Origin of the sequence: Clostridium sp. (assembly GCF_051650885.1) — a bacterium.
In the GTDB taxonomy this organism is placed as follows: Bacteria; Bacillota; Clostridia; order Clostridiales; family Clostridiaceae; genus Clostridium.
The window spans coordinates 1-16,518 of record NZ_JBOFRG010000282.1 but is presented as its reverse complement, the minus strand read 5'-3'; the positions used below and the strand labels follow the sequence as shown (position 1 = coordinate 16,518).

Here is a 16,518-nt window from a genome sequence, read left to right as displayed (position 1 = left end):
CTAATTAGATTTTATTTCAACTTAGGCTATCCTTATTATTTTTTCTGCTTTCGCACCGTTACGCTTACCATTTCTAGTTTCGCTTTGGTCATAAGGCTTTAGGGATTAAAAGCAATTAACTCCGAGTCTGCACCTATCACTAGATACAGAGGGCTTTCTGTTTTAACTCTATACTTCTATACATATTTGTATAGTTTTGTTTAAATTTGTTGTAACAGTTTAGTTACCCATTCAAAAACTATAAATAATTCACCCTTCACTTCCCTATTTCAACTTTATTGATTTTTCTATTGCATAGTAAAAAAGATATTGCTGTGCAAATCCTGCTAAATCTCCGAATTTCTTTTTACCTTCTACTCTTATTTTAGGCATTGATGTTTCATTTAAATTGTAGAAATAATTCATTATTCTTTCCACCCATCTATCTACTGGAAATGCACCCTGTTTCCCCATACCAAACAACATAATACAATCTGCCACCTTTGCACCTACACCTTTAAATTCTTGAAGTGCTTTATGACATTCATCTTCATTTAATCTAATTATTCTCTCTAAGTTAAACTTTCCATCTAGCTTATGTAAGTCCTCAAATACCTTTTTCGATGTGTCGATTATATACTTACTTCTAAAAGATCCTCCCTCTTCCTTAAGTTCTAATTCAGTAACATCCTTTAAAACCTCAGCCTTTGGAAAAGTGTAATACTTGTTTCCCTTATACTCTATTTCTCTTCCCCATCTCTTACTAATCTTTAAGATAGTTCCTCTAATTACAGGAATACTATTTCTAGCTGATATAATAAAGCTTATAAGCATCTCGAAAGCCTCTTGATTAAGAAGCCTAATACCATACCCAAACTCCATACACTCCTCTAAAACAGAATCACTCTTTAAAGCATTTTTTACAGTATCATAATCCCTATCCAAATCAAAATACCCAAGCCAAATCTTCTCAAACTCATCTTTATTAGTATTAGAAAAAGTAACCTTCTCTCCTTCTTGCTTAATCTCAAGAACCCTCTCAAAAGCTACAATTATATAATGTAAATTAGCAATCTTCTCCCATCTAAAGCATTGTCCACACTCTAAAATCTGCTCTAAATTAAAGTTCTTAACACAGTCTAAAATAACTTTATCATCTATATACTCTATTTTCTTATAATCCATAAAACTTCTCCAATCCTAGTAAGTCGTTCCTACTATAATATTTATTTCCTTAATTATATTAAACTATTCTGAAAGTATCAATTTAACATAATTTGGTAGTAGCTAATTATTATTGATATTTTTATAATTATAAAGTAAATTTTAAGAAATCCGTAGAAAGGATGGCTACGGGGGTTTATACGTTTCTCCTCCCGAGGGTTATTGAAGATATTTATTATCATCAATGCTTGAAGGGGGTGGTATTGGATATGTTTAAATATTGTATTTTAATTTCAATAGTATTTCTATTACTAAGAATTTTAAGACGTAAGGATTTAGAAATTTTTTCTTTAGAAATAAGTTTCAAAAAAATCTCTTTAAAAATAAAACATAAAGAAAAAAGCACTCCATCCAACAAGTAGTGCTTTTTACAACCTATATTCAATAGCCCTAATCAAAAACGTTTAGGTTAAGCATAGTGTTACAGCACTATGCTTTTCTTATATCTATATTATATCAAATTTTTATAAAAAATAAACTCTTTTATATAAATCCTCTCTAATCTTTCTTATTTAACAATTCTTTGCTATACTGTAACAATACATAAATTAATTAAAGGAAGTGTTTATAATAAATATGGATTATAAAAAAGCAGAAAACACATTTAAAAATGAAAATGATTATACAGTAATGACAATCTTAAATAAAAAAGGTAAAGAATTCGAAGTTAAGGTAGATACAGACTCTGTTGATAAGATAAAGGCTGAGGGAACTTGGTTTGCTGAATGGAATAAAGATTCTAATAGCTACCTTGTGCTTAACATTCACTCTTCAAAAACTAATAAAAAAGGTAAATCTTTAAAACAAAACCTTGGAAACATAGTTTTAAATGAAGATGTAAATGCACCAATCATCCACAAAAATAACGACACTCTAGATAATAGAGCCGTAAACTTAGAAGTTTTCAACAGAAACGGAATGAACGAAACAGAAACTATGGATGAAAATACAGTAGCTATAATCTTAAAAGATAAATTTGGAAACAAAATTGGTAAAACATTAATCTCAAAAGAAGACTTAAATGATGTAGTAACAGACTTCTACACATGGACTCTATACAAAACAAATAGAGAAACAACAGTAATTGCAAACACACCTGATGGAAGATTAAAACTAGACGTCCTACTAATGAACCCATCAGAAAAACACTACGTATACCACATAAACCTAAACCCACTAGACAACAGAAAATCAAACTTAGAATTAAAAAAAATTATAGAATAGTTAATAGTTAGAAAAACCGAATTGGCTTTGCCAATTCGGTTTTTCTTTCCGTCTAAAATTCGCTCTGCAAATTTTTTCTTAACTCTTACTTCTTAACTCCTTAAAAATTCATCAATTCCCTTAGCAGCCTCTTTCCCAGCTCCCATTGCCAGTATTACTGTTGCTGCTCCTGTTACTGCATCTCCACCTGCAAATACACCTTTTTTTGATGTTTCTCCAAGTTCTTTTGTTACGATACAACCCCATTTATTTTGTTCTAATCCTTCTGTTGTTGATGTTATAAGTGGGTTTGGTGATGTTCCAAGTGACATTATTACTGTATCTACATCTAATATAAATTCTGAATTTTCTACTTCTACAGGTCTTCTTCTTCCTGAAGCGTCTGGCTCACCAAGCTCCATTTTCACACATTTCATTCCTGTTACAAATCCATTTTCATCACTTAAAATTTCTGTTGGATTTGTTAGAATATCAAAGATTATTCCTTCTTCTTTTGCATGATGAATTTCTTCTTCTCTTGCTGGAAGCTCTGACATACTTCTTCTATATACTATATGAGTTTCTGCTCCTAATCTTAGTGCTGTTCTTGCTGCATCCATTGCAACATTTCCACCACCTACTACAGCTACTTTCTTTCCTATTTTAACTGGAGTTTTATATCCTTCTTCAAAGGCTTTCATTAAATTACTTCTAGTTAAAATTTCATTTGCTGAAAATACTCCATTAGCACTTTCACCTTTTATTCCCATAAACTTTGGAAGTCCTGCACCTGAACCTATGAATACAGCTTGAAAGCCTTCTTCTTCCATAAGCTCATCTATAGTTACAGTTCTTCCTACAACTACATTAGTTTCTATCTTAACACCAAGCTTTTTAACATTTTCAATTTCACCTTTTACTACAGTTTCCTTTGGAAGTCTAAACTCTGGAATTCCATAAACTAATACTCCTCCTGCTTCATGAAGTGCTTCAAATATAGTTACATCATATCCAAGTCTTGCTAAATCTCCTGCACATGTAAGTCCTGCAGGTCCACTTCCTATAACTGCAACTTTTTTACCGTTTTCAGCTTCCTTTTGTGAAAGGTCTACATTATTTTCTCTAGCCCAGTCTGCTACAAATCTTTCAAGCTTCCCAATAGATACAGCCTCTCCTTTAATTCCTAAAACACAGTTTCCTTCACATTGAGTTTCTTGTGGACAAACTCTTCCACATACTGCTGGTAATGCTGAATCCTTTGCAATTACTTTTGCAGCTTCTTCAAAATCACCTGTTTTAACTTTTTCTATAAATGCAGGGATATTAATGTTTACAGGACATTTTTGAATACATCTAGCATTTTTACAGTTTAAACATCTATTAGCTTCTTTTACTGCATCATTTTCATCATACCCAATACAAACCTCTTCAAAATTTGTAGCTCTAACCTTTGCTTCTTGCTCTTTTACAGGCACTCTCACTAATCTATCCTTCATATCCATTATTTATCACCTCCACAATTTCCACATCCACCATGATGAGTATTTCCTTCAGTCTTTTTAAGGAATGCTCTTCCTTCTTCAGTCTTATAAATGTTTTGTCTTCTCATAGCCTGATCAAAATCAACTAAATGTCCATCAAACTCTGGTCCATCAACACATGCAAATTTAATTTTATCCCCAACAGTAACTCTACATGCACCACACATTCCAGTTCCATCAACCATAATAGGATTTAAACTTACAGTAGTTTTAATTCCAAGCTCCTTAGTTAAAAGGCACATAAACTTCATCATAATCATTGGCCCTATAACAACTATATGATCATACTTTTTCCTCTCTTCTCTAACTAAGTTATTTAAAAGGTCTGTAACTCTTCCATGAAACTCATAAGAACCGTCATCAGTTGTTACATAATAATTTTTAGCTACCTTTCTCATCTCATCCTCTAAAATTAAAAGACTCTTTGTTCTAGTTCCTACAATTACATCCACATCAATTCCATTTTCCTTCATCCATTTAACTTGAGGATAAACAGGTGCAGCTCCAACACCTCCTGCAACAAAAAGAATATTTTGATTTTTTAAATCTTCTAAGCTTTCATTAACAAACTCACTTTCCATTCCAAGTGGACCTACAAAATCAGAAACATAGTCTCCTATATTAAGGCTTCCAAGTTCCCTAGATCCCTCTCCAACGATTTGGAAAACTATAGAAACAGTCCCTCTCTCCTTATCATAATCAGCTATTGTTAAAGGGATTCTTTCACCCTTTTCATCAGTCTTTATAATAATAAATTGTCCTGGCTTTGCTGATTTAGCAACCCTCTTCGCTTCAATATCCATTAAAAATAGATTCTCTGCTAAGACTTCTTTTTTTACTATTTTAAACATTCTAAATTCCCCCTCTTTATCCAAAAATATTTTTACTATTTTTATAAATTATACCATTTAATAAGATTAATATTCAATATTTGGGAATTTAATTTTCTATGGAAAACAAACTTATTTTTTTGTATTATTTATTTTATTTCCTAACTCCTTTTTCTACATTTTATGTTACTATATTACATATAAGGGTTTAAGGGGAGATAAATATGATAGAATTTTTAAAATTTTTAGTTCAAATGATGAATACAATCCATCATAAAGCAGTAGAAATTTTAGGCACATCGGGCTATGGTTTTACTGACAAACAATTACACTTTATTTTTATTGGGCTACTTGGAGCAGTTATTTTTGCTTTTTCACATTTCTTATTTAAAATAGTATCAAAATACTCAATAACAGCAGTATCATTTATCTATACATTTACTATTTTAATCTTCATAACAGTTGCCATTGAAATACAACAAAAATTAACAGGACAAGGACAAGCTGAATTTGGAGATGTATTCTGGGGCTTATATGGATTTATCTATCTATTCTTCATCTACATACTGCTAAGACTGGCATGGATGGGAATACAAATTTTAATGAAAAAATCAAAAAACAAAAAACCACATGGAAAGCGATATGAGAAAAAAAGAAAGCCACCTAAGACTATTTATGATTAGAGTTATGGGAGGAACTGCAAGCAGTTCTTTCTTTTTTTGAACTAAAAAAACTCGCCTAAGCGAGTTTTCTCAATAATTCTTAATTCTTAACTCTTAATTCTTAACTCTTAATTCTTAACTAATAAGCGTAGAATCCTCTTCCAGTTTTTCTTCCAAGCCATCCAGCTCTAACGTATTTTCTTAATATGTTTGAAGCTCTGTACTTAGTGTCTCCTGTTTCTGAGTATAATACATCCATTATAGCTAAACAAACGTCTAATCCTATTAAATCTCCTAAAGCTAATGGCCCCATTGGGTGTCCTGCTCCGTATTTCATTGATGCATCAATGTCTTCAACAGTTGCTATTCCTTCTTGTAATATAAATGAAGCTTCATTTATCATTGGAATTAAGATTCTGTTTACAACAAATCCTGGTGCTTCTGCAACTTCTACTGGCTCTTTTCCGATTGCTACTGATAATTCTTTAACAGCATCAAAAGTTTCTTGGTTAGTTGCCATTCCTCTGATGATTTCAACTAACTTCATTACTGGAGCTGGGTTGAAGAAGTGCATTCCAATAACTTTTTCTGGTCTAGCTGTAGCTGATGCAACTTCAGTTATTGATAATGATGATGTATTTGAAGCTAAGATAGTTTCTGGTTTACATATTTTATCTAACTCAGCAAATATCTCTTTTTTGATTTTCATGTTTTCAATTGCAGCTTCTACTACTAAATCACAGTCAGCAGCCATGTTCATGTCTGTTGTTCCTGAAATTCTTGATAAGATTTCTTCTTTAGCTTCTTCAGTCATTTTTCCTTTTGAAACTAATCTAGTAAGACCTTTATCTATACCAGCGATTCCTCTTTGAACAAATTCATCTTTAATATCTCTAACGATAACTTCATGACCTTTTTGTGCGAAAGCTTGAACGATACCAGCTCCCATAGTTCCTGCACCTAATACAAATATTTTTTTCATATTAATAGACCTCCTGTTTACTTAACTCTTTTTAATGCGACTTAAATTTGTGAAATGTAATTAGTCTAAAACTTTAAGGCGAACTAATTTCACCTAAAATACATAATTTATTTTTAGGGTCTAGGGGCAATGCCCCTCCCCCTATAATCTAAAATTAATTTTCGATTACTGTTTGAAATTGAGCGATTAACTCAGGTAATACTTTATTTACATCACCAACAATAGCATAATCTGCTAATTTCATGATTGGTGCAGTTTCATCTTTATTAATTGCTATAATCATATCTGATTCTTGCATTCCAGCTGTATGTTGGATAGCTCCTGAAATACCACATGCAATGTAGATGTTTGGTCTTACAGTTTTTCCTGTTTGACCAACTTGGTAATCTCTTTCAATCCATCCTTTATCGATAGCTCCTCTTGATGCAGCAACTACTCCACCTAAAGTTTCAGCAAGTTCAGTTAACTTATCAAAGTTTTCTTTTGATCCAAGTCCTCTTCCCCCTGCAACTAAAACTTTAGCTTCTCCGATATCTACAACTTCTTTAGCATCTTTAACAACTTCAAGAACTTTAGTTCTGATATCATCAGCAGTTAAAGCTACTTCAATTTTTTCTACGTTAAAGTTTTCTTTCTTCTCAGAAACTTTAGCGAATACTCCTGGTCTTACAGTAGCCATTTGTGGTCTGTGGTCAGGACAAGCGATTGTTGCCATTAAGTTTCCACCAAATGCTGGTCTTGTAGCAAGTAATGCTCCGTTTTCTTCTGGAACTACATCTAATTGAGTACAGTCAGCTGTAAGTCCTGTAGTTAATCTTGCAGCAACTCTTGGACCTAAGTCTCTTCCTACGAAAGTTGCTCCTACAAATATTATTCCTGGTTTTCTTTCATTTGCTAAATCACAAATTACTTTTGTGTAACCATCAGTTGTATAGTTAGCTAATTCTTCGTGATCACAAACTAATACGTTGTCTGCTCCATGCTCACCTAAAGTGTTTGCTAAACCTTCTATATTATGCCCTAATAATAGAGCTGTTAATTCTACTCCTAGTTTATCAGCGATTTTTCTTCCTTCGCCTAATAATTCTAATGATACTTTTTGTAGTTCTCCGCCTCTTTGTTCAGCGAATACCCATACACCTTTAAAATCTGCTAAATTCATTTTAAGTTACCTCCCTATTCCTATTAGATGTAGTGTTTTTCTTTTAATTTTGAAACTACGTAAGCTGCAGCGTCTTTTGGTCCTTCTTTAACTAATTCTCCAGCACCTTTAGCTTCTTTAGTCATTGATTTCTTAACCTTTGTAGGTGAACCTTTTAATCCAAGAACTGATTTATCTACATCTATGTCATCTGCTGACCAAATAGTGATTTCTTTGTCCTTAGTATCGAAGATTAAACCAACGTTCATGTATCTTGGTTTATTTAATTCTTCAATAGCAGTTAAAAGACATGGAGTTTGAACTTTTATCATTTCGTGTCCATCTTCTAATGCTCTATTTACTAATAATCCATCTTCTTCAACTTTAACATCTTGAACATAAGTTACTTGAGGAATATCTAAATGCTCTGCAATTTCTGGTCCTACTTGTGCAGTATCTCCATCAATCGCTTGTCTTCCTGCAAATACGATATCGTAATCTAATTTTCTGATAGCTCCTGCTAAAGCGTTTGAAGTTGCTAATGTATCAGCTCCTGCAAATGCTCTATCTGTAATAAGAACTGCATCATCAGCTCCCATACATAAAGCTTCTCTTAAAGCTTCTTTAGCTTGTGGAGGTCCCATACTTATAACTGTTATTTTTGCCCCACTGTTTTCTTTTATTTGGATAGCCGCTTCTAAAGCATGCTTATCTTCTGGGTTAATTATTGATGGTACACCATCTCTTATAAGTGTTCCTGTTTTAGGATCAATTTTTACTGCTGTTGTATCTGGAACTTGTTTTAAACAAACTAATATATTCATTGTTTAGGCCTCCCCTTCTATCTTAACTTGCTTCCTGCGATAACCATTTTTTGAACTTCTGAAGTTCCTTCGTAGATTTCAGTTATCTTAGCATCTCTCATCATTCTTTCTACTGGGTACTCTTTAGTGTATCCATATCCACCAAAGATTTGTACTGCTTTAGTAGTAACATCCATAGCAACTTCTGCTGCATATAATTTTGCTCTAGCTGCTTCTACTGAATATGGAAGCCCTGCTTCTTTTAAAGTAGCTGCTTTATAAACTAAATATCTAGCTGCTTCTACTTTAGTATCCATTTCAGCTATCATCCATTGTAATCCTTGGAATGCTGATAAAGGTCTACCAAATTGTTTTCTTTCTTTCATGTAGTTAACTGCTTCTTCTAATGCACCTTCTGCAATTCCTAATGCTTGTGCAGCTATACCAATTCTTCCTCCATCAAGAGTTTTCATTGCTATTCCAAATCCTTTTCCTTCTTTTCCAAGTAGGTTTTCTTTTGGAACTACACAGTTTTCCATAATAAGCTCTGTAGTTGATGAAGCTCTAATTCCTAGCTTGTCTTCAACTTTACCTATTGAGAATCCAGGGAATGATTTTTCAACAACAAATGCTGATATTCCTCTTGTTCCTTGGCTTTTATCTGTCATAGCAAATATTATGAAAGTTTCAGCAACTCCACCATTTGTTATGAAGATTTTTGAACCATTTAAGATGTAGTTATCTCCATCTAAAACTGCTGTAGTTTGTTGTCCTGCAGCATCAGTTCCTGCTCCTGGTTCAGTTAAACCAAATGCTCCAACTTTTCTTCCTGATGCTAAATCAGGTAAATATTTAGCTTTTTGCGCTGGATTACCAAATTGGTTTATAACAGCTCCACATAAAGATGTGTGTGCTGAAAGGATAACTCCTGTAGTACCACATACTTTTGATAATTCTTCAACTGCTAATATATATGAAAGAGTATCTCCGCCAGCTCCTTCGAATTCTTTAGGAAATGGTATTCCCATTACTCCTAACTTAGCCATTTTCTCAACGTTTTCCATTGGGAATCTTTCTGTTTCGTCAATTTCAGCTGCAATTGGCTTAACTTCGTTTATAGCGAATTCTCTAACCATTTGTCTTACTAATTCTTGTTCTCTAGTTAATTGGAAATTCATTTAAATTGCCCTCCTATTCATTACACTCTGTCTTTTATATAATATTTATTATTTAAAGTTTTACGTATATACTATTTATTTTGGAAGTTTTTAGCTCTTCTTTCCATGAAAGCTGCCATTCCTTCTGATTGATCTTCTGTAGCGAAACATTTTCCAAAATCTTCAGCTTCTATCATGATAGCTTCATCTATTGAAACTTGCATTCCTCTATCAATTGCATCCTTACAAAGTTTGTTTGCGATTGGTGCATTGCTTATTATTTTGCTTGCCATTTCTTTTGCAGCATCCATTAATTCTTCTAATGCTACTACTTTATTAACTAATCCTATTCTTAATGCTTCATCTGCTTTTATTATTTCGTTAGTGTATATAAGTTCCTTAGCTTTTCCAAGTCCAACGATTCTTGGTAGTCTTTGAGTTCCACCAAATCCTGGAGTTATTCCAAGCCCTGATTCTGGTTGACCAAACTTAGCTTTTTCTGATGCGATTCTAATATCACAACTCATAGCAAGTTCACATCCTCCACCTAAAGCAAATCCTGATATAGCTGCTATAACAGGTTTATCTAATTTTTCTAATCTTCTGAAAACTCTGTTTCCTAAAATTCCAAATTCTCTTCCTTGCTCTTCTGTTAAATCTTTCATTTCTGCAATGTCTGCACCTGCAACAAAAGCTTTTTCTCCTGCTCCAGTTAAAATAACTGCATAAATATTACTGTCTTTTTCTAAGTCCTCAACTACTGTATTTAAATCAGCTAATGTTTCAGAATTTAAAGCATTTAAAGCTTTTGGTCTGTTAATAGTAACAATAGCTAAATTTCCTTCTTTCTCAAGAAGTACATTTTTTAATTCCATTTTAAAATCCTCCTTAGACACACTTTTTTATTTAATAGCAAATTTTTACTTTTTTATCGATTGTTAACGTTTTATTTAGAAAATTTTTCTTGTTTGTTAATTATATCACAAATTAAAACAAAAAATAATTGAAGTCTTTCAACTTCAATTACAATTATAATCCTTCGTTAAATCTTTTGCAATATATACCACAAAAAATTATACAATTTTTTTCTATTAATCCAGTTCTTTCATTTTATATGTTTTTATTTATTATGTAATAAATAAATTAACGTTAAAAGACTTTCACTTAAGTGTACATTTTCAACAATAACATCATTTGGAACTACTAAATCAACTGGTGCAAAGTTCCAAATAGCTTTAACTCCACCAGCGACTAATATATCAGATACCTTTTGTGCATTTATTCTTGGTACACAAACTACACCAATATCTATTTTATTTCCTTCTAGGAATCCTTCTAGTTCATCTATGTCTTCTATTCCTATATCTCTTATTTTTATTCCATTTAATTTAGGATTTGCATCAAATATACCTTTTAAGTCAAAGCTCATTTTTCCAAACCTAGTGTAATTTGCAATTGCTTGACCTATATTTCCTGCCCCTACAATTACACCTGTATGGTCTTTATCTAATCCTAATATTGTACTTATCTTGCTTGCAAGCTCTCTTACATTATAGCCGTATCCTTGTTGCCCAAAATCACCAAAACAATTTAAGTCTTGTCTAATTTGTGATGCTGTAAAGCCGATTTTCTCCCCTAATTCCTTTGAAGATATTCTATCAACATCATTTCTTAATAATTCATTTAAATACCTATGATATTTAGGCAATCTTTTTATAACAGCCATAGAAATATTCTTTTTCTTTTCCATCTCTATGTCTCCTTATGTTTATTTTATTCCCTTTAAAAGGGTGTGAAATTTTTAACTATCATTTTTTATTTTACCATATTTATTTATATTTAAACCACTTTTTCAAATAAATATATTCTTTTTATATTATTTTTAAGAAATTTTACGTTTTTCTTCTAATATTATGTCATCAAATGATAGTTTGTTTTTTATTTATCAAAGTTCTTTTCAATATGTAATTATATTTGGATAAAAATAAAGTTTATGTATAAAAACTTACACATAAACTTCATCCCAATTTTAATATAAAGTAAAACTTTATATGTGAGAATATGAAATATTCCCTAATGCCTTTTCCCTCTCGCCTGAAAGTTCATTTTGAATTATACATTAAAAACTCGAATTTTGTCAATGGAATTCGTTGCTATTTTAATGCTCTCATTGAATTTATTACTGCAATTACTGTAACTCCTACATCAGCAAACACAGCTTCCCACATATTTGCTATTCCAAAGACAGCCATTAATAGGACAAATAGTTTAATTCCTAATGAGAAAATTATATTTTGCCAAAGAATTTTGCTTGTCTTTTTAGCTACTAAAATTCCTTCTTTTAACGCCATTGGATTGTCTTGCATTAAAACAATGTCAGCGGCTTCTATAGCAGCATCTGAACCAATGCCTCCCATTGCAACCCCAAGGTCTGCTCTAGCTAAAACTGGTGCATCATTTATTCCATCTCCAACAAATGCTACATTTTTAAATTCACCTGAATTTATTATTTCTTCTAATTTTTCAACTTTATCACTTGGTAATAGTTCTGAATATACTTTATCAACTCCAAGCTCTTTAGCTACTTTTTCTCCAACCTTTTTATTATCTCCTGTTAGCATTACAATATTTTTTACGCCAACTTCTTTTAGCTCTTTTATAGCTTTTTTTGAATCTCTCTTTATTTTATCTGAAATTATAATACTTCCTTTAAAGTCTCCATTAACTGCTATATATACAATTGTTCCTATGGCATCAATTTCTGTTACCTTTATATTGTTAGCTTTCATTAATTTATAATTTCCTACTAAAACTACATTGCTATCTATCTCACCTTGAATCCCCATTCCTGAAACTTCCTTGTGATTAGTTACTATAATATCTTCAACATCACCTTGTTTGCTCATTTCAAATTCATCTAATATTGATTTTGCTATTGGATGGTTTGATAGCTTCTCACAAGCCGCAGCATATTTTAATACATCACTTTTAGATAATCCACCATAATTATCTATTTTAGAAACCTTAAATACTCCTTCAGTTAATGTACCTGTTTTATCAAATATAACTGCATCTACATTTTTAAGAACTTCTAAATAGTTTCCACCTTTGACTAATATACCTTTTTTAGAGGCACTTCCTATCCCTGCAAATAATCCTAATGGAACTGATACAACTAAAGCACATGGACATGATACAACTAAGAATATTAATGCTCTAGAAAGCCATGTTGTGAACTCTTGATTTGGAATAACAAGTGGTGGCACTACAGCTAAAACAATTGCTGCAATAACAACTACTGGTGTGTAATATCTTGAAAACTTAGTAATAAATTTTTCTGTTTTTGCTTTTTTACTACTAGCATTTTGAACAAGCTCTAATATTCTAGCTACAGTACTTTGTTCAAATTCACTAGATACCTTCATTTTTATTGTTCCTGTAATATTAATACTTCCACCTAAAACCTCTTGTCCACATTCCTTTTCAACTGGAACTGATTCTCCTGTTAAAGCTGAAGTATCTATTGTTGTATTTCCTTCTACTATTGTTCCATCTAATGGAACTCTTTCACCTGGTTTTATAACTATTATTTCATTTATCTTTACGTCTTCAGGGGCTACCTTTAAAATTCTTCCATCCTTAAATAGATTTGCATATTCTGCTTTTATATCCATTAAAGCACTTATAGAATTTCTTGATTTATTTACTGCATAGCTTTGGAACATTTCTCCTATTCCATAGAAAATCATAACTGCAACTGCTTCAGGATATTCTCCTATTGCCAGTGCTCCAAAGGTTGCAATTGTCATTAAGAAATTTTCATCAAAGAAGTTTCCTTTAATTAAATTCTTAAATGCTGTTATTATAACTTTATGACCTACTAATAGGTAAGCTATTATAAAAAATACTACTGAAATGCTATTTTTTTCACCTAAGAATATTCCCACTCCATAAATGAATATTCCTATTATTAATTGAATATTTTCTAATAATTTATTTATTAACTTACTTTCTTTTACATTTTCTTCTTTAGCTTCTGAATTACTATCTTCTGATAAGCTTCCTCTCATTCCGCCATCATTTAGATTATAATTCTCTACTACTACATCTGGCTCAAGTTTATTTACCACTTCTCTAATTTTTTCAAACTCTTCTTTTTCACTTACATTTTCATATTCTACTATTAATAATTTAAATGAAAAATTCAATGTACAGTTTTTCACCTCTGGAAATTCTGATACTATACTCTCTATTTTTCCTGCACAATGTGCACAATCTAATCCTTTTAATGATAACTTCAATTTATCGCTTGTACTCTTTTTAGCTAAAGAGTATTTTTCTACTACTACATGTGGTTCTAATTTATTTACTACTGCTTTTATTTTTTCTATCATTTTTTCTTCATCTAAATCACTATATTCTACTATCAACAATTTAAAAGAAAAATTCAAAGTACAATTTTTTACCTCTGGGAATTCTGCTACTAAAGTTTCTATTTTTCCTGCGCAATGTGCACAATCTAGTCCTTTTAATGATAATTTTAACTTTTCCATATACCCTCCTACTCTTTTACGTGATTTAGGCCTTCATTAAATATTCTCATAATATGCTCATCATCAAGAGAATAATATACAACCTTTCCTACACGTTTAAATTTTACTAATCTATTTGCTTTTAATGTTCTAAGTTGATGTGATATTGCAGATTGAGTCATATTTAAAAGTGCTGCTAAATCACACACGCACATTTCTGCTTCATATAATGCACAGATAATTTTTATTCTTGTGCTATCTCCAAATACTTTAAAAAACTCTGCTAAATCATATAATGTTTCTTCTTTTGGTAATTTATCTTTAACTTTTGTTATTGTATCTTCATGAATTATAGTGCAGCTGCACTTATCTATTTTTTGACTTTTAGCTTCCATTTAACTACCTCTTTTCATATGAGCGATTGTTCATATGTTCATTATATGAATCCAAATTAAATTTGTCAACTTTATTTCTTGAATTTTTATGGTAATTTATTCCATTTTACCTTATTTATAATATCATACTTTACTTAATAAATCTTATAATAAAAAAAATCTATAGGAAGATTTTTTCTTCCTATAGATTTCTAGTTAACTTTTAATTCAGTTTTTAAATTATCTGCATTATTAAAGCTTCTTTTCTTACCTGTATTTTTAATAACACTCTTAAGTACTGTATTCATAATACTATTACAGATATAGTATGCAAAATTTAAATCATTTAAATAGCTTTCTTTTTTTCTGTACATCTCTTGTGTTTTATCTATAAATTCTCTTACGTCTTCAACTTCTAGTCTATCTAATCTCATTAAAGAAACACTATAATGCTTTGCAATTTTAGCCAGTTCTCTCTCATAATTTACATGCTGCCTCATGGCATTTTTAAATTCCCATCTTTGACTGTGAGGGATACAGTAATAATCACATAAAAAATGACAGACTACTCCAAGCTCTGCACTGAACTTTCCAACTCCATCATTTATAACTTCATCTGGAGTTAATTTAGATAATTCTGTTATCATTTCTATAATCATATCTATACTTTCATCAAAATAATGCTTTTTAAACTTATACTTTGATGCACAATCAGGCTTTATAGTTCCCCATGTAAATCTATTTTTACTTACTAAAAACTTTTTATCATCATCTATATTATTATACAGGGTATTAGCTATTAGTTTATGAGTGTTCATCATCATAAAACTCACACCTTCTTTTTTTATCTTTTCCAAATATTATAACCTATTTACATTTATTTTATGTGGCGATTTTATTAAGTTTTTCTCTTTCTTTTCAAATTAAGGAAATTTTTTATTTCTCCATAAGAAAGACTCCCTTAAATTTAAAGGAGTCCAACTACTTTTTTATAAGTACTTCTTATATTTTTCTTCTGATTCTAATTTTGTTAACAAATGCTTTATCTCTTGATCTCTTTTTTTATCCATAACTAAAAGCACATCTCCAGCATCAACTATAACTAGGTCTTTTACTCCAAGTCCTATAATTAAATTTTTCCCACCAAAGACTGCACAATTTTCACAGTCATCCAAATAAGCATTCTTAGAAATAGAATTACTTTCCTTTCTATCTAAAAATCTACTTAGTGCTGTAAAGCTACCTATATCATCCCAATAAAAATTACACTTGATTACATATGCCTTTCTTGTTCTTTGCATAACACCAAAATCTATTGAGATTCCATTTATGCTCTCATATTCGCGCATAATAACTTTCTCTTCATCATCTTCGCCAATATGTCTATATATTTCCATTAAAGATTTATATACGTTAGGCAGATACTTCTCAATTTCCCTAAGTATAATATCTGCTCTAAAGATAAACATTCCTGAATTCCAAAGGTAGTTCCCTGTGTAGACAAACTCTTTTGCTACATCTAAATTAGGTTTTTCTGTAAACCTAGCTACCTTATAAGTGGCAATATCCCGATACGAAAAATATATACATTTCTATCTGAATGTCGATATTTATACTGTGATACAACTTATATCCTAAGACTTTCGTTTTATATCTTCCTTCTTCACTCTATCTGATTTCGTAGTGATAACTCATATACTACTTTCATTTGATATGATAGTCCAAAGGCTTAAATTCCCCAGTATCGATGGGTACATATTCAGAATCTATTTTTAGGTTAGATATTCTGAATTGAATAATTTGCCAAATTAATGCTTGCATTTAAATCTCTATCAATTTTAAGACCACAAGAGCATTTATATATTCTATCTTTGAGTCTTAAGTCTTTCTTGCTAGTTCCACAACAAGAACATTTTTTTGATGAAGGATACCATTTATCTGCTTCTACGAATTCTATTCCATATTTTTGGCACTTATATTGAATTTGTCTTTTAAATTCATATAAGCATTGCTCTGCAATAGCTTTCGCTAAGTGTTTATTCTTCATCATATTTTTGATATTAAGAGTTTCCATTACAATTTTGCTAGGT

The 16,518-nt window shown here is 31.1% G+C and carries 15 protein-coding genes and 1 pseudogene; 2 read left to right on the top strand and 14 right to left on the bottom strand.

The features are described 5' to 3' along the window. Positions 1-264: 264 nt before the first annotated feature. Positions 265-1,164: a DNA-3-methyladenine glycosylase family protein gene (locus ACRC28_RS13720; protein ID WP_438544010.1), complete on the bottom strand. Its 900-nt coding sequence runs from the start codon at positions 1,162-1,164 to the stop codon at positions 265-267. A gap of 615 nt (positions 1,165-1,779) precedes the next feature. Between ACRC28_RS13720 and ACRC28_RS13715 the strand changes: the two genes are divergently transcribed. After that, positions 1,780-2,427: a hypothetical protein gene (locus ACRC28_RS13715; RefSeq protein ID WP_438544009.1), complete on the top strand. Its 648-nt coding sequence runs from the start codon at positions 1,780-1,782 to the stop codon at positions 2,425-2,427. A gap of 92 nt (positions 2,428-2,519) precedes the next feature. On the opposite strand, the gene gltA is transcribed toward ACRC28_RS13715, so the two are convergent. Both gltA and ACRC28_RS13705 read right to left on the bottom strand, forming a co-directional pair. Next, positions 2,520-3,908: an NADPH-dependent glutamate synthase gene (gltA, locus tag ACRC28_RS13710; protein WP_438544008.1), complete on the bottom strand. Its 1,389-nt coding sequence runs from the start codon at positions 3,906-3,908 to the stop codon at positions 2,520-2,522. Continuing rightward, complete coding sequence (locus tag ACRC28_RS13705) at positions 3,908-4,798, bottom strand: sulfide/dihydroorotate dehydrogenase-like FAD/NAD-binding protein (protein WP_438544007.1); 891 nt, start codon at positions 4,796-4,798, stop codon at positions 3,908-3,910. The genes gltA and ACRC28_RS13705 overlap by 1 nt, the downstream gene beginning before the upstream one ends. Positions 4,799-5,001: 203 nt before the next feature. Here ACRC28_RS13705 and ACRC28_RS13700 point away from each other — a divergent pair, with 203 nt between their 5' ends. After that, the gene (locus ACRC28_RS13700) at positions 5,002-5,460 is read left to right on the top strand and encodes a hypothetical protein (protein ID WP_438544006.1); all 459 of its coding nucleotides are present in this window, start codon (positions 5,002-5,004) and stop codon (positions 5,458-5,460) included. A 118-nt stretch (positions 5,461-5,578) separates the two neighbouring features. Here ACRC28_RS13700 and ACRC28_RS13695 read toward each other — a convergent pair whose 3' ends face one another. From ACRC28_RS13695 to ACRC28_RS13645, 11 genes and pseudogenes are all read right to left on the bottom strand, one after another. Then, complete coding sequence (locus ACRC28_RS13695; protein WP_438544005.1) at positions 5,579-6,421, bottom strand: 3-hydroxybutyryl-CoA dehydrogenase; 843 nt, start codon at positions 6,419-6,421, stop codon at positions 5,579-5,581. 154 nt (positions 6,422-6,575) lie between these two features. Beyond that, on the bottom strand, positions 6,576-7,583 hold the full coding sequence (locus ACRC28_RS13690; RefSeq protein WP_438544004.1) for an electron transfer flavoprotein subunit alpha/FixB family protein: 1,008 nt from the start codon (positions 7,581-7,583) through the stop codon (positions 6,576-6,578). 23 nt (positions 7,584-7,606) lie between these two features. Beyond that, positions 7,607-8,386, bottom strand: coding sequence for an electron transfer flavoprotein subunit beta/FixA family protein (locus tag ACRC28_RS13685; protein ID WP_438544003.1), 780 nt, complete (start codon positions 8,384-8,386; stop codon positions 7,607-7,609). Between the two features lie 17 nt (positions 8,387-8,403). Continuing rightward, positions 8,404-9,543 carry an acyl-CoA dehydrogenase gene (locus tag ACRC28_RS13680; protein WP_438544002.1) on the bottom strand — a complete coding sequence of 380 codons (1,140 nt, stop codon included), beginning with the start codon at positions 9,541-9,543 and terminating at the stop codon, positions 8,404-8,406. A gap of 71 nt (positions 9,544-9,614) precedes the next feature. Next, a complete protein-coding gene (locus tag ACRC28_RS13675) occupies positions 9,615-10,397 on the bottom strand; it encodes a short-chain-enoyl-CoA hydratase (protein WP_438544001.1) in 783 nt (260 codons plus the stop codon). Between the two features lie 245 nt (positions 10,398-10,642). Continuing rightward, entirely contained in the window at positions 10,643-11,272 is a 630-nt protein-coding gene (locus ACRC28_RS13670; RefSeq protein ID WP_438544000.1) for a redox-sensing transcriptional repressor Rex, read from the bottom strand. 403 nt (positions 11,273-11,675) lie between these two features. Then, positions 11,676-14,075, bottom strand: a complete 2,400-nt coding sequence (locus tag ACRC28_RS13665) for a heavy metal translocating P-type ATPase (RefSeq protein WP_438543999.1) — start codon at positions 14,073-14,075, stop codon at positions 11,676-11,678. An 8-nt stretch (positions 14,076-14,083) separates the two neighbouring features. Beyond that, the gene (locus ACRC28_RS13660) at positions 14,084-14,449 is read right to left on the bottom strand and encodes an ArsR/SmtB family transcription factor (protein WP_438543998.1); all 366 of its coding nucleotides are present in this window, start codon (positions 14,447-14,449) and stop codon (positions 14,084-14,086) included. 191 nt (positions 14,450-14,640) lie between these two features. Then, entirely contained in the window at positions 14,641-15,252 is a 612-nt protein-coding gene (locus tag ACRC28_RS13655) for a zinc dependent phospholipase C family protein (protein WP_438543997.1), read from the bottom strand. Between the two features lie 165 nt (positions 15,253-15,417). Further along, positions 15,418-15,993: pseudogene (locus tag ACRC28_RS13650) on the bottom strand (sugar phosphate nucleotidyltransferase); the annotation flags it as partial. Between the two features lie 212 nt (positions 15,994-16,205). Further along, the coding region (locus ACRC28_RS13645) for an RNA-guided endonuclease InsQ/TnpB family protein (RefSeq protein WP_438543996.1) at positions 16,206-16,518 on the bottom strand (313 nt) is incomplete at its 5' end.

What these genes read in the sequence shown, in the direction of transcription:
- ACRC28_RS13720 (WP_438544010.1), bottom strand. Translation starts at nt 1,164, where the DNA reads ATGGATTATAAGAAAATAGAGTATATAGATGATAAAGTTATTTTAGAC.
- ACRC28_RS13715 (WP_438544009.1), top strand. Translation starts at nt 1,780, where the DNA reads ATGGATTATAAAAAAGCAGAAAACACATTTAAAAATGAAAATGATTAT.
- gltA (WP_438544008.1), bottom strand. Translation starts at nt 3,908, where the DNA reads ATGGATATGAAGGATAGATTAGTGAGAGTGCCTGTAAAAGAGCAAGAA.
- ACRC28_RS13705 (WP_438544007.1), bottom strand. Translation starts at nt 4,798, where the DNA reads ATGTTTAAAATAGTAAAAAAAGAAGTCTTAGCAGAGAATCTATTTTTA.
- ACRC28_RS13700 (WP_438544006.1), top strand. Translation starts at nt 5,002, where the DNA reads ATGATAGAATTTTTAAAATTTTTAGTTCAAATGATGAATACAATCCAT.
- ACRC28_RS13695 (WP_438544005.1), bottom strand. Translation starts at nt 6,421, where the DNA reads ATGAAAAAAATATTTGTATTAGGTGCAGGAACTATGGGAGCTGGTATC.
- ACRC28_RS13690 (WP_438544004.1), bottom strand. Translation starts at nt 7,583, where the DNA reads ATGAATTTAGCAGATTTTAAAGGTGTATGGGTATTCGCTGAACAAAGA.
- ACRC28_RS13685 (WP_438544003.1), bottom strand. Translation starts at nt 8,386, where the DNA reads ATGAATATATTAGTTTGTTTAAAACAAGTTCCAGATACAACAGCAGTA.
- ACRC28_RS13680 (WP_438544002.1), bottom strand. Translation starts at nt 9,543, where the DNA reads ATGAATTTCCAATTAACTAGAGAACAAGAATTAGTAAGACAAATGGTT.
- ACRC28_RS13675 (WP_438544001.1), bottom strand. Translation starts at nt 10,397, where the DNA reads ATGGAATTAAAAAATGTACTTCTTGAGAAAGAAGGAAATTTAGCTATT.
- ACRC28_RS13670 (WP_438544000.1), bottom strand. Translation starts at nt 11,272, where the DNA reads ATGGAAAAGAAAAAGAATATTTCTATGGCTGTTATAAAAAGATTGCCT.
- ACRC28_RS13665 (WP_438543999.1), bottom strand. Translation starts at nt 14,075, where the DNA reads ATGGAAAAGTTAAAATTATCATTAAAAGGACTAGATTGTGCACATTGC.
- ACRC28_RS13660 (WP_438543998.1), bottom strand. Translation starts at nt 14,449, where the DNA reads ATGGAAGCTAAAAGTCAAAAAATAGATAAGTGCAGCTGCACTATAATT.
- ACRC28_RS13655 (WP_438543997.1), bottom strand. Translation starts at nt 15,252, where the DNA reads ATGATGATGAACACTCATAAACTAATAGCTAATACCCTGTATAATAAT.